Source organism: Lentilactobacillus kefiri (assembly GCF_009739535.1).
In the GTDB taxonomy this organism is placed as follows: Bacteria; Bacillota; Bacilli; order Lactobacillales; family Lactobacillaceae; genus Lentilactobacillus; species Lentilactobacillus kefiri.
The window spans coordinates 1214653-1229014 of record NZ_CP029971.1 but is presented as its reverse complement, the minus strand read 5'-3'; the positions used below and the strand labels follow the sequence as shown (position 1 = coordinate 1229014).

Sequence of the window (14362 nt, the reverse complement as noted above, 5' to 3'; positions counted from 1 at the left end):
GAGTTAAAACTCCTTTACTTAACGTGCTTGATCCAGAGAATAAATGCTGTACCAACAAGGGTTGTAATGATTGATCCCCAGAATACTAATCCATAGCTTCCAGTTGCAGTAACAATCATTGAGGTAGCAGCTGGTGCGATCATTTGACCAGCAGTGTTGGTCAAATTACCAAATCCAACATATTTACCGGTTGTCTTGTTTTCCTTAGCTTCGGCAGGGATAACATCGATGTTCAAAGCCATATCAACAGCCAAGTAAATACCATAACCAAGTCCAGCTAAAACAACGTATCCGATAACACCGTTAACTGACTTGAACAACAGTAAACTTACAGTACCAAAGATCATGAACATACCACCAAAAGCAACAGGAATCTTACGTGCTTTCAAACGGTCTGAGATAGGACCTGAGAATGCAAGTCCAAGTAATGAAACAACTAAAGTAAAGATTGACAACTTGTTCATGGCACGAGCAGCAGCCAATACTGATAATCCAATATGGTTTTCAAGAATGTAAAGCAAGTATTGGAAGATCATAGTGTAACTAGTCATAACTAAGAATCGGCCGGCACAAGCCTTGTAGAAATCATGGGCACCGTGCATCTTAGGTGGCAGCAATGTAGCAAAGACACCTAATACTGATTCTTCCTTTGGAATAACTGCGTCTTTTGATGATTTTTCTCTTGGAGTAATCAACAGAACAATTAAACCTGAGAGGGCAATCAAAACACCACCAACGATGAAACCAGTGTTCTGGAATGATTGACCCAAGAAGTATGAACTAATGAACTGACCAACTGGGGCACCAATAGATGTTGCACCGAAACCTGCTGATAATGTACCACGAACGTTCTTAGGTGCACGGTCGGCAAGGAAGGCATACATTGGAGTTTGAATAGCGTTTTGGCCTAATGTGTTAAAGATGTAAGCTAAGGTCAAACTAGTAGTTGATTCGAAAATTCCTAATGAATACAAACCAATTCCGGCAACGAATGAACCAACGAAGATCCAAGGAGTCCGCTTTCCGAAACGTGAACGAGTCTTATCAGAAAGAGTTCCCCAAATGTATCCTACAAATAATGATACCAGAGACGTAACAGATGTAATAATACCGTATGCGGCTGTAGGATTAACAATCCCAACATCCTTAATATGTTGAGGCAACAACACGGCCCCGTTTAAAGTAAAGGCAGCGTTGTTCAAAATACCATAAATAACAAACGCGATCAGGAAGCGCCAAACATATGACTTTGACCATGGCTTCCCAGTTTCTGGAGAAATTGCATCGGGATCAGCAGTTGCGGTTGATCCTTGTGTTCCGAATGAATCAAAGAATCTAAAATGTTTTTTTAACATCATTTCCACCTACAAATATTATATAAAGTTAGAAAACGTTTTCTACATTCCTAATGATGCCGCTTTCACAAATCGAAAAAAACTGCTAAAATACTAATTGTGGTATACTTTTATGACATTTCACGTTTTTATTACGAAAAAGGTGGACAAAATGACGAATTATTATAGTTTTAGCATTGACGATGTGGTGACTTTTATGGTTGGCGGTATTTTTTCCGCTCATAAAGGATGGAAGCATAATCCGAGATATCATCATGGTGATTTTGAATTAATTATTTGTACAAAAGGCAAGCTTCACTTACGGGTAGCTAAACAAGAATATACCTTGGAACCCAATGACCTTTTGTTGGTCCCACCATATATTCTAATGTCTGGAACCGAGCCATCTCCTGGCGACGTTGAGTTTTACTGGCTGCATTTTATTCTGCCAAAGGACACTAAAGTATTTGAAAGTACCAATTCTTTAACATTGTCCGATAAGGATGAAAGTCCAAAACACATTTTAATTCCTCAACAATTCAAAATTCCAAATCTTGATTATTTAACGATTTTGATTCATCAGCTTCTTAACACCAACCAAAAGAATGCGTATGACCGAAAGATGGCCAACTATTTCATAACGATGATTATCATGAGTATTAGTAAGTTAACGCTCAACCAGCTGGACTTTAAAACCAAAGATACCGAACGGATTAATCGCCTAAAGGAATGGATTCGAACCAATCTTTACAAGTCACCGACGGTTCAAGACATGGCCGATGTCATGCAGCTCAATCCCCAGTACCTTTCCCGGCTGTTCAAAAAAGTGGTTGGAATCCCGCCAAAACAGTATGTCCTGCAGCTCAAACTGCATACCGCCCAAGCCTTATTGATCAAAACCAATTTATCAATCAAAGAAATATCTGCGAATGCCTATTTTGAAGGCGAAAAATTGTTCATGAGACAATTTAAGCAGTTGACAGGAATGACTCCTAGTGAATACCGGGCTCAATTCGATGAAATTTATCACAATAATCAAGTCATCAGCCCGACTTTGCCAATTCCAGAAGAGATTACCAAGCATCTCAAGGATGTCCCTGATTTTGGTGAGGCACCGCAGCAAAAATAAAAGGAATCACATGTCAGGATAATGGCATGTGACTCCTTTTTTCTAATTATTTAATTTATCCATCAGGCACTTGCGTTAATTCGCTTATCCCAAAGATAAAAGCCAACCGCAACAATTGGACCAAAGAAATCATAGGCGAGCAGCAAGGCAATTGCTAAAAAGAAATTGACCTCATCGATATGATCCCCTTTTTGCCGGGCAGTTTCTTGAGAAACTGGCCGTAAGCCACGGAATTTCATTAGGTAAATCTGACAGATCCAGGACAGAATCAGCCAGGCTAATACCAGGCCGATTCGAAGTGTAAAGCTGCCATCAGGGTTTGAACAATACAGGAAATAAATGCCTGCAATCATGATTGTTTGAAACGCCACCCTGATTAGATAAATTGGTTTGTTCATTCTTATTCTCCTTGTCTAAAACCACTTGGATCTCAAAAAACATGAGATCGCTTTCAAAAAGTATTTTACAGTGAATCAATCGATTATGTAATCAATAATCTAACCAGGCATTTATAATAATGCACTCGCCTTTTGACTCATAACCAAACGTAAAAAGCCGTTTTCACCATTAGTGGCCTTGTTAATTCATAGTTTGACCACAAAAAGTCCCTGCTGAAAACAAACACTTCCAGCAGGGACTTAGTGTAATTATTTAAATAGATGTCGTCTTTATCCTAAAGTGATGTGGTATAGACGAGCCATCTTTGGCTTTGAAAAGTTGACTTTCAAAGTATTGTTTTCAACATTAAACTTGCTCTTCCCATCTTTTTCAGGATAGATTTGATCAATGCTTTGGATATTTCCATACTTTTCAAGTGAAACTTCGTGTTCTGGTTGATCACCTTTTCCATGCCAAACAGCAAGGTAAAGTTCATGGTCGCCTTTCAGTCCATAGCTAAACCATTCATCGTCCAAACGATCCAGTCCATCTGGCCAAATTGGCAGCATTTCTGGAATCTTTTCCCGATAAGTTTTATATACTTTAATTCCTTCAGCAACTAAGTCTAATCGATGTTCATCAAGCTTATTCAAGAAACCACTTTGATGAATTCGGACTAACATTGCGTTAACCATATTAAAGATGACCTCTTCATCATCCCCTTGCTTAAGAGGATATGACCAGATCGCACATTGTTCTGGAGTAACCACAGATGGTCCTACAGAAGCGATGTTTCCATTTCTGAGGTAATCAGTTTGGTCCGTCATTGACTGGATACTGTGTCGTTGAAGCATTGCGTAATCATGACGCATACCACCACTACCACAGTTTTCAATAACCAGATCAGGGTATCTTGCAAAAATACTGTCAAGCCACTTCAAATATGCACGGTTGTGTTCAAGCAGACCATCACCAAAACTATCGGAATCAATTTCTGTTCCGATTCCAGTCGTAATGTTGTAGTCCATCTTAATGTAACCAACACCGTACTCTTCTACCAAACGCTTAACAACTTTATCGGCAAATGCTCGAACTTCTGGGTTTCTAAAGTCCAAATGGTAACGATCACAATCAATAATTCGCTTACCATGACGCATAAAGAACCAGTCATCAGGAAGTTTATTGGCAATTGGTGAATTAATTCCGATTACTTCAATTTCCAACCATAATCCGGGAGTTAAACCTTTGTCGCGAATATATTGGATTGTTTTTTCGATGCCATTTGGGAAACGTTTCTTTGATGGCAGCCATTCGCCGACACTGTCCCACCAATAGCCATCAGCATACCAGCCACAGTCAACGACAAAATAGTCACAGCCAATTTTTTCTGCAGCATCAATGAGTGGTCGCTCGTTTTCTTCGGTTGGATCACCCATTAAAGCATTCATATAATCATTGAAAATAACAGGTAACTTTTTATCATCTTCGTTAGGTTTTCGAATCAAACGACGATATTTAGTCATTTGTTGAAGAGCATCCTCAAAATCACCCTCAACTTGACCAAAAGCAACTTTGGTTGTTTCAAATGATTCGCCGGGAGCTAAGTTCTTCCACCAATTATTATCAAATTCTTCTGGTCCTGAAAGGCGAATATTCAGTAAGTCACCGTTATTGCCATCGGTGAGCTCATAATGCCAAGCACCCTTACTTTCGATTTGCCAAACAGCCGACATATTTGTATGCGTGTTAGTCAATATACCGTTTGGAGAGTATTCAGAACATGACCAAGATGAATTGTTATTAACGCTAACTCTTTGAGAAGAGTTTCGTTGATTTTGACCGCCATTTGACCACCAATCAAGGCCGGCGTCCTTCAAAGTTCTGCTTTCCCACTGAGCTTCAGCTTGCCACTTGTTATGTGGAGTATACAAGACGTTATGAGTCACATAATTATTACCCATGTCGCCACCCTGGTTAATTCCAGTCATTGCGTATGATGAAATATATTCAATTCCAAGGTCTTTGGAGCCTGTGTTTTTAACAGTGACCCAAGTTCTTACAATGGCAGAGCTGTCATAAAGTCTGTAGTAATTTGTGACCGTTACGTTCGTATTTGAATCTTCAGTAACGATCGTTAACAGCTTACCATTACTCAATTCTTCAACATTATGTGATGCATATTTAAGATCTGATCCAGGGGTTGAGTTAACAAGATTGATTCCCTTATGATGAAAGTTTTCACCAGTAATTTGTAACTCGGTAATGATTAATTCTTGTTTTTGGGCATCAGATAATGACTTCAAATCATTTTGATTCATCTTAACCAGTGCTACATGTTGGTTATCAAGAATCTCAAATTCCATTTGAGCGCTATCTGTGTCAACAGCAATGTTTTTCATATATTTCTCCTTTTATAATAATTAATAAAAAGCGTTTACATAAGTAAGTTTATTCTACCAATATATGATAGGAAACTGCTTGAATGATAGGTTTAGTTCAATAACATGACATTCGCCGTGTTAATCAATAAATTGACATCGAGGAAATCTACCAACATAAGGCTGTCTTGCAGTAAAAGACAGCCATCCAACCAGACTCACTATTAGAATATCATGTAATTCTAAACAAGCAAGATAGAGATACAGCCCAAGTTGAAAATCCGGCGTTTTCATTTAATGCAAATCCTCGTTATGGCCCGACCCGACTACATAACACAAAAGAACCAATGATGAGAAAACCCCTCACCACTGGTTCTTTAACATTATGCTCTGGGATCATCCAGGCATATCATTCACTTATTCAAACATCTTCTTGGTTGCCTTTGCCAAAGTCTTAACATCCTTATCGTAACGAGGATTTTTAACCAATTTGGCCATTGGCACGCCGGCAAAGTGGTAAGCCGCAATTTCGCCTGAACGAACGGCACTTTGTTCAGTGAAGACCATCTGGTATGGCTGTTCGACAAATTCACCGGTAAATGCCAAGTTAGTTGAATGTTCTGGAATGACCTTTGGCCGATCAGTCTTGGCTCGGTTATTGAACAAAGCTGAAGCATAAGGCATATATGATGGAATGCAGTTAATCACACTATCCATGATTGCCTGCTTCTTATCCATAATGTTACCTGGTCCCGGATCGACTTTGGAAAGTTGACCAAGGAGCTCTTCAACCATTTCTTTACCGGTCATCTTGATGTACTGTTTATCAACAAATTCACCGGTTCGACGTGGATACAGGAAGTAGCCCCAAATAACCGATTCATTTGGTTTTTGAGTTGTGAAATGAGGTTGGTGGTGAACCACGATCGACATGTTCACGTCCTTGTTACCCATTGGTGTAATTGGTGAAGTCGAAATAAACGAATTCAGCGCATTACCTGGAACTTGAGTGGTAATCCGGGTAATTTCATTCAACAAGGTATGGTCCTTGGTGGTCAACGTGAAGCTGACCCATTCACTGGCATTTCTGTCATTGAAGAATTTATCGGGATTCCCCAAGTTGTAGAACCGGTTAGTAGCTTTCTTCCACAGACTGGCTGCTGCACCATAGTCCATATTTTCCGGAGCTGGGGTATTGAAATCACCCAAGGTAGCCGAATCAGTAATTGATCCATTGGTAAAGATCACAGCGGTATCGTCATCAACCGGCACATCCTCTTCCTCGCCGGTTTCAGTATTGGTCATCCGCAATGCAGTAACGGTAATTTCATCCTGCATTGGGGTATTCTTAAATTCAAAATTCGTTACTCGACGATTCAAAACGATCTTGACGCCCTGATCCTTCAAGTAGTTAATCAAAGACAGCATGATGCTTTCGAACTGATTGTATCGGGTTCGGTTAACACCAACCAGATGCTCAATTTGTGTAAATTCATAGATCATTTGGTGCATGTAACGACGGAGTTCCTGAGCCGAGCTTTGAACTCTGAATGCAAAGGTTGTCTCCCACATGTACCAGAAGTTGGTGGTAAACATGTGCGGGTCATCCTTAAAGTAATCGGCAATTGTCACATTGTCGAGCTTTTCTTCTTTGGAGTCGGGCATCAAAATCAACTCAGTGAGTTTCATTCTGTCCTTATTATTAAGGCCCAGCTTGCCACCATTAATGATGCCTTTGCCGCCTTCCATTAACCGAGCTTTATCAAAGGTCCGGTGTTTGGCATCAAAGTCACGGGTATCTTCGGCAGCCGTCATCCCCTTCTCAGTTGCGGAAGGAATTCGGCTCAGCAAATCCATCAGGTCAACGTAAGTCCGATAGTTTAACATCCGACCGCCACGGGCGATGAACCCTTTACTGTTCTCCAATGGATGGGTCTTATTCCAATATTCATCGGCCGCTTCACTTGCGGTTGATCCGTCGTTTGAACCGTGATCATCTAATGAATAAAACGTGATCTGGCTGCCTTTCCATTTACCTTCTTGAATTAAATAAACAGCCGCAGCCATATTAGCCAAGCCGGCACCAATCATAATTGCTTTATTTTTTGTCATTGATAGCTCCTCCAGATCTGTTAAAGATTACTTTGCTTCGTATTCATCGTACAAATGTGAATCGTCTTCAAACCAGCCGATTGACTTCAGGAAACAAGTGCCTGCAACAACGACGCCAATCCCCGCTGCTAATAAAAACTTGTGTTTCATATTTAATCGCTCCCCACATTGTATTTTGAGAGAAATGCGATAAGTATATTCTTCGCATCTGCCTTTATTGTAGTAGATTATTGGCATAAATGCGTGGACAATGTGCACACATCTGTCCATATTTTGATAGCGCTGTCATTGAACGTTGATATGCCACGTTTTCATAGATAATGAAACTTTTTGAAAATAATGCTTACGAGAACATTTTATTTATGGTAGTGTAATCAATTGTCGTGATAGAAAAGTATTTATAATTAGGAGAGTCATCTTTATGGAAAAATCTTTAAATACAGAACAAACTTCTGTACAAGCAAAACAAAAACAAGCAGCCAAACCGGTTGCCCGTCCATTCTTAGCTATGCTGGGAATGCTGATCGGTGGATTTGTAGGAATGCTCAGTGAAACCTCACTGAATATTGCCTTACCAAGTCTGATCGCTGAACTACATACTAGTATTGGAACCATGCAGTGGCTGGTAACCGGCTACATGCTGGTCATCGGAATTGTGTTACCAATGTCTTCATTACTACAACGAATTTTCAGCACTCGTTCGTTAATTTTATTCGCCTTATGTGATTTCATGGTTGGAGCCGTGATTTCAGCAATGGCACCTAACTTTGCTATTTTATTAGTTGGTCGAATGATTCAAGGAATTGCCACTGGATTAATTTTGCCACTGATGTTTACCGTTGCTACACTCATCTTCCCACCTTATAAATTAGGTTCCGCAATGGGTATGATCGGATTAGTCATCATGTTTGCACCAGCCGTTGGTCCTACTTTAGCCGGTATGATTCTTGGTCTGCTTTCATGGCACTGGATTTTCTGGTTGTTCATTCCATTCTTGTTAATTGCATTCTTCTTGGCACTTAAATTTCTGCCAAATGTTGGGGATATTACAAAGCCAAAGATTGATTGGTTCTCACTTATCCTTTCAGCTATCGGTTTTGGTGGCTTGGTTGCCAGTGTCAGTATGGCCAGTGACGCCGGCTGGGGTTCACCACGAGTATTGGGAACCTTAGTTGTTGCCATTATCGTATTAGCCTTGTATATTCGACGTCAATTGGGTTCGAAATCTCCTATTTTGAATTTCAGAGTATTTAAAAAGAGTCAATTTACCATTGGTTCCATCTTGGTTATGTTGGATTTCGCCATTATCTTGTCATCAATGTACTTATTGCCAATGTTCTGGCAAAATGGATTGGCTATTCCAGTTGCCATGACCGGTATTGTCATGCTGCCTGGTGGAGTTGTAAATGCGATTGTTTCAGCAATTTCTGGTCGATTCTCTGATATTGTCAGTACAAAGCTTCTTACCACTCTTGGATTTGGAGTTACTATCATCGGATTGATCATGTTGCTGTTGGCAAGTTCTACATCACCAATGTGGTACGTTATCGTTGCCCACATTGTCATTATGATGGGAGTTCCGTTAGCAATGTCACCCGCCCAAACTTTCGGTTTGAGTGCTTTGGATGAAAAAACTTCTGGAGATGGAAGTACTATTATGAACACTTTCCAACAAATTATTGGTGCTATGGCAACTGCCATCGCAACCAGCTTGTTGGCATTCGGAAATAATGCAGCCGGAAACGTCAGCCACCAAATTGCCTTTACCAACGGTGTTCATGTTGGTTTATGGTTCACTTTGATTGTCGCAGCTGCCGCATTCTTATTGTCATTTACCGTTAAAGATCATAAACGTGCTTAATTTAATATAAAAATCAAGGCTCTTTATCAACCGAGGTTGATACCAGCTTAAAAGCAAATCCAAACGGGTTTGCTTTTCTTTTGCATTCTTTTAATTAAACAATTAATTCCATCTTTATACGATGGCGGACAAAGTTTCGATGGCAGATGTGGTTATGCTAATTGTCTTAACATTATGATTAACATAAATTCCAGATTCTGAATATAAAGTTGAGTGCGTTTTCATAATAGTGCTGAAAAGGATTGAACCGCTTTCAAAAAAGTCAAAAAACACAACCAAATATACGACTTTGGTGGATTGGATTTTGATTCTGGAACCGTTATCATTAATACTTGATTAGCTGATCAGTAATTCTTATTAAATCATAATTGAGGAGTGATTCTTTTGCATAAAGCAATCGCCAACGTATTAAAGATGACTCTGGGGTTAGGAATGGTTTTTTGTTTTTCAGGAAATCCCATTCATGCCTCAGACACCAGCAACATTAGTGTCGACGCAAATCAAAGCATTCGCAAGACCGATCATGTTGCCAACGGATACTTGGCTGGACTAAGAAACTGTTTGAGATCTTTAAAAGCGCCTCAATAGAACTGAAATAAAGGCTAAGGTCATCATCATGGCACTTGTGTGCAGCTGTCTTTCACAATTTTTCCACAGTCGTCGACAATTCTCTAGCCAACTAAAGGATCGTTCAACCAACCATCGTTGCGGCATTACTTCAAACTTGTGTAATTCATTGCGTTTAGCGACCTGAACGGTCGCTTGTAAATTGCTCATAACATCCAATTTAAAGTTAGCTCCTGAATAACCACCATCGACTAGAACATTGCGAACATGCCGAAGATCATTGGCATATAAGGCAATCATCGCACTGGCTCCGTCCCGATCAGAAACATTGGCTCGGGTAATATGAATGGCTTGTGGAAACCCGTTAATATCAACGGCTAGATGCCGTTTAATTCCCGATATTTTCTTACCAGCATCATAACCTTTATTTTCAGCAGTGGCGGTATTTTTAACGCTTTGCGCATCCACGATAATAAACGAAGTTAATGCCGAACGATCTTGTTGAGATCGTAAGGTAAAGACAATTTTTTTAAAACTTGATCCAGTAATGACGGCTCCGTTGGAGCCGATTGCCGGGACCACAAGCGAAAGTAGGTGTAAACCGTTTGCCATTTGGGAAAGTCATGTGGCAGGGCACGCCACTGGGAGCCATTTTTCAAGATGTATAAAATGGCGCAAAAGACGTCATACAAATCGACTTGACGGGGCTTCGTTCGTTGATGAAAATTTTCTAATTCAGGACGAATCACTTCAAACTGCTGGCGGGTAATATTGCTGGGATAATTAGTCATCATAATTTCCTTTTTGCAAAAGTATATCAAAGTTTAAACTAGATCTCAAACAGTTTCTAAGAAAAAATACCATTTCAGATCAAAGCCTTGTTAACAATCTAAAGCCGCAAACGTTCACTCAACCAAGTCAATCAGTTGACGGTAAAGCCAATGAACATGTGCCAGACGGTACTTTTACCGATATCGTGCCAATTTCAAAGGCTGCGGGATCAAAGGTTGTTGTTCGATTCATGGATATGTTCCATGGATTCCCGTATGAATTTTCAAGTAATGCCGAGTATGCAGCTAAGATCAAAGAGATTGTCACACAAATCAAGAACAACGGAAATCAGGATCAGGTTTATGCATACGAAATCGCAAATGAACCTCAAAATGGTCCTTATCCATTCCGTAGTGTTAAAGATGAAAATAGTTTTATGCCGTACTGGAACGCTGCTTATAAAGCCGTAAAAGAAGCAGATCCAAATGCTAAGATTGTTGGACCAAGTTTTTCAACATTTGGTGACGGCAGCAGCATGTGGTACTTCTTGAAATATGCCCAAAAAGATAAGACCTTACCAGATTACCTCTGCTGGCATGTTTGGAATTATAAGAATTTCAGTGGTAACATAACGCATCTTCATAACGAAGAAAAAGCATTAGGTATCAAACACATCCCAGTCTTTATCAACGAGTATAGTGATTATCAAGAGCAAGCTGTTCCCGGTTGGGAAGCGCACTATATTCAAATATTTGAAAATAACACAGATGTTGCCGGTGCCAACATGGCATACTGGTTCCAGCCAGGTAGATTATGCAATTTGTTAACTTATAAGTCTGAACCTAATGGCGGATACTGGTTCTACAAATGGTATGCCGATATGGATGGCGAAATGGTAAAAGCTGATAATGTTGATCATCCAGATAAGACTGCCGATAATGCAAATGGTGGCGGTATGTCTGACGATTATGCCGATCCACAAGTCGGAACCGTTGCCAGCCTTAACAATGATAATTCGCTGACCGTATTACTTGGTGGTAAATCAGGGGATACAAATGTTAAAGTTAATGGATTATCTGCTGATAAGTTCGGGAGTGAAGTCAGTGTTGAAGCTGAAGAATCACCATGGTACGGAGCTGATACAGCAGTTAAAGTACCTACTCAATTATTTACCGGCAACCTCAAAGTTAATAATGGTTCTGTAACTGTTCCAGTTAAAGACATGAAGCTTGCCAGTGGATACCGTTTAGTTATCAAAAAAGCTACAAGTACAACCGGAACTGATCAAATCAATTACAGCAAACCTGATACTTCAATGGGAATTTACAAAGAAGCAGAAGATGCAGATTCAATTACAGGTGCACACATGGTTTATGGAAGTTATGCATCTGGAGGAGAATTTGAACGATCAGACGGTACTAATGCCAAGTTGACATTTAAAGTTAATGCCCCACAAGATGGCCAATATGCCTTTAATTTAGGTTACGGAAATGGTAATATTAGCGGTCAAGATGCGACTGAAAAGGTTTCAATCAACAATCAGTCTGAGACAGTTAACCTTCCGTTTACAGGAAATGGTACCGGATCTGCAAATAACCGACCAAATGGTAACGTTAGCGGAAAAGGATACTCAATTGATGCCACTGTTCAAGATAGCACCTTGTCTGGAAATTATATTCCATTGACATTAACAATTGGAAACCGAGTTGTTAAGAAGATCGCTTCTGCCGTTCCTCTTAAGAAGGATGAAAATACAATTACCCTTGAACAAGGTCAAAATAGTGCTGAAATCGACTTTATTCAGTTATTGCCACTCAGCACACCAACCCCAACTCCGACACCAAATCCAGTTGTTCCTTCCAATAATTCTTCAAGTAGTTCATCATCTTCTTCAAGCAGCTCATCAAGTTCATCATCAAGTTCTTCAATTACCCCAGAGCCAAACAAGCCTAAAAAGCCATCTGTTCCAAAGAGTGCAGCGAAGGTTGGCTCAGCCGTTTACGCTACCAAACGGGTTAACATGTATAAACATGTTAACTTCAAGAAATCACAACGGATTGCCACTTATGCAAAACAGAAACGGATCAGCCGACCAATGTTTATCGTCACTGGTTACGCTCGTTCCAACGGTGGTGCATTGAGGTACAAAGTTCGTGATATCAATCATCACAGTAAGACCTATGGTAAGCGCGGATACATTACTGCTAACCGCAAATACATTGTGAATGCTTATTACAAATCAACGCCTAAGAAGAAACAGATCACTGTGATCAACCCTAAAGGTGTTAATGCTTACAAGAATAAGAATTTGACCAAGCAAGTTAAACACTATAAGAAGGGCTCACACTTACGAGTTAAGAAATTGGTTAAATGGAACTTAACCACACGTTATCAGTTAACGAATGGTTATTATGTCACTGCCAATAAGTCATTCATTATTCAAGGTAACTATTAAACCATTTCAATGAAAGATCTTTAAATGCAACATAAAGGGCCGTCAGAAATAATCTGACGGTCCTTTTTAGTGCATTTATTTTGCTGATTCTGTTGAATAATCAACGACTAATTGTTTAACTGCCTTCATAGCCGCAGCCAGTGCTTCATCACTGGCAGCGTAACTAATTCTGATATATTCGTTATCGCCAAATGGATCACCAGGCATCAAGCCGATGTGGTATTCCTTGGCCAACGTTTTGACAAATGCCCAGCTGTCCATGTGTAACCCTTCCGGAATTTTGGCAAAGACATAGAATGCCCCGCCCGGATGGACAACATCGAAACCAGCTTCAGTCATTTCTTTTGCAACGAAGTCACGGCGCTTTTCGTATTCCTGAAGCATTGGTTTGGAATCATCCTGACCATGTTCCAGAGCTTCAATTGCAGCATACTGAACGATTGAAGCAGCCGCAGTTACTGTAAATTGGTGAACTTTGGCAATTTCATCCACGAACCCGGAAGGACCAAAGATAAAGCCCAGCCGGTAACCAGTCATGGCATGAGACTTCGATAATCCATTAATGATAATCGTTTGATCCGGCAGGAATTCTGAAATTGAATAATGTTTCTGACCATAAGTCAGTTCACCATAGATTTCATTACTGATAACCCAAATGCCATTCTTCTTCAAGACGGGGGCCAATGCAGCGATTTGTTCCTTAGAATAAGCCACCCCGGTTGGATTGTTGGGATCGGTTAAAATCAACCCTTTAACATTCAAATCAGGATGATCATCAATTGCCTTTTGGACTTTGGCTGGCGTGAGAATAAAGTCATCATCACTGGTATCCACCAAAAGCGTATTCAGCTCATTTAAAGTAGTTGAGGCGTCATATAGCGGATAAAGCCGGAGTTGGAATAATCACGGCATCACCAGGCTTAAATAACGTTTTAACGGTAACTGCCACTGCCTCGGTTGCCCCAACGGTCACGACAATTTGATCAGCTGGATAATCATAGCCAAATTTGTCACGATAATATTTTGAGGCCGCGTCCCGGAGTTCTTGATAACCCCAATAATATGGATAGTGAGACTTGTTATCATTGATGGCATCAATCGCGGCCTGCTTGATATGATCAGGAACGTTAAAGTTGGGTTCCCCCAAAGTTAATTTGATAATCTTGGGATCAACACTGATTTCATGGTCAAACTTACGCATTGCAGAAGGCATGACCTTTAACACATACGGGTTAATTTCATTTAATTCCATATCGAAACCTCCGGGGATATTTATTTTGAATCTGACTATTAAAAGTTATTGTTAATAATATATCAATCGAGGGGAAAGTCAATCAGATTTAGTGAAATAATGAATAATTATTCTATTGATTCGAT

Annotated in this window: 10 protein-coding genes and 1 pseudogene; 4 read left to right on the top strand and 7 right to left on the bottom strand. The window is 40.1% G+C overall.

Features of this window, described 5'->3' with window-relative positions; translation table 11 throughout:
- Positions 1 to 14: 14 nt before the first annotated feature.
- A complete protein-coding gene (locus DNL43_RS05885) occupies positions 15 to 1358 on the bottom strand; it encodes an MFS transporter (protein WP_225439218.1) in 1344 nt (447 codons plus the stop codon).
- A 148-nt stretch (positions 1359 to 1506) separates the two neighbouring features.
- Between DNL43_RS05885 and DNL43_RS05880 the strand changes: the two genes are divergently transcribed.
- On the top strand, positions 1507 to 2463 hold the full coding sequence (locus DNL43_RS05880) for an AraC family transcriptional regulator (protein WP_225364652.1): 957 nt from the start codon (positions 1507 to 1509) through the stop codon (positions 2461 to 2463).
- Between the two features lie 62 nt (positions 2464 to 2525).
- Here the strand turns inward: DNL43_RS05880 and DNL43_RS05875 are convergent, their stop codons facing one another.
- The 4 genes from DNL43_RS05875 to DNL43_RS12280 all read right to left on the bottom strand — a co-directional run bounded on the left by DNL43_RS05875 (position 2526) and on the right by DNL43_RS12280 (position 7481).
- Entirely contained in the window at positions 2526 to 2861 is a 336-nt protein-coding gene (locus tag DNL43_RS05875; protein WP_054768771.1) for a hypothetical protein, read from the bottom strand.
- 270 nt (positions 2862 to 3131) lie between these two features.
- Positions 3132 to 5240 carry an alpha-galactosidase gene (locus DNL43_RS05870; protein ID WP_054768772.1) on the bottom strand — a complete coding sequence of 703 codons (2109 nt, stop codon included), beginning with the start codon at positions 5238 to 5240 and terminating at the stop codon, positions 3132 to 3134.
- A gap of 396 nt (positions 5241 to 5636) precedes the next feature.
- Entirely contained in the window at positions 5637 to 7331 is a 1695-nt protein-coding gene (locus DNL43_RS05865; RefSeq protein ID WP_056983035.1) for an oleate hydratase, read from the bottom strand.
- Between the two features lie 27 nt (positions 7332 to 7358).
- Positions 7359 to 7481: a hypothetical protein gene (locus DNL43_RS12280; protein ID WP_261907038.1), complete on the bottom strand. Its 123-nt coding sequence runs from the start codon at positions 7479 to 7481 to the stop codon at positions 7359 to 7361.
- 271 nt (positions 7482 to 7752) lie between these two features.
- Here DNL43_RS12280 and DNL43_RS05860 point away from each other — a divergent pair, with 271 nt between their 5' ends.
- Positions 7753 to 9192 (top strand): DHA2 family efflux MFS transporter permease subunit, encoded by a 1440-nt coding sequence (locus tag DNL43_RS05860; RefSeq protein WP_056983033.1) that lies wholly within the window; start codon positions 7753 to 7755, stop codon positions 9190 to 9192.
- A 384-nt stretch (positions 9193 to 9576) separates the two neighbouring features.
- Complete coding sequence (locus tag DNL43_RS05855) at positions 9577 to 9780, top strand: hypothetical protein (RefSeq protein ID WP_156645027.1); 204 nt, start codon at positions 9577 to 9579, stop codon at positions 9778 to 9780.
- Here DNL43_RS05855 and DNL43_RS05850 read toward each other — a convergent pair.
- Positions 9763 to 10553 (bottom strand): IS5 family transposase gene (locus DNL43_RS05850; protein WP_202813053.1). Its coding sequence is split into 2 segments (ribosomal slippage): positions 9763 to 10283 and positions 10283 to 10553, totalling 792 coding nucleotides; the frame shifts between segments, so codons are not numbered across the junction. The two genes, DNL43_RS05855 and DNL43_RS05850, sit on opposite strands and share 18 nt — an antisense overlap.
- A 155-nt stretch (positions 10554 to 10708) precedes the next feature.
- On the opposite strand from DNL43_RS05850, the gene DNL43_RS05845 reads away from it, so the two are divergent.
- On the top strand, positions 10709 to 12985 hold the full coding sequence (locus DNL43_RS05845) for a DUF5776 domain-containing protein (protein ID WP_156645025.1): 2277 nt from the start codon (positions 10709 to 10711) through the stop codon (positions 12983 to 12985).
- A gap of 75 nt (positions 12986 to 13060) precedes the next feature.
- On the opposite strand, the pseudogene DNL43_RS05840 reads toward DNL43_RS05845, so the two are convergent.
- A pseudogene (locus tag DNL43_RS05840) lies at positions 13061 to 14237 on the bottom strand (aminotransferase class I/II-fold pyridoxal phosphate-dependent enzyme).
- Positions 14238 to 14362 lie beyond the last annotated feature (125 nt).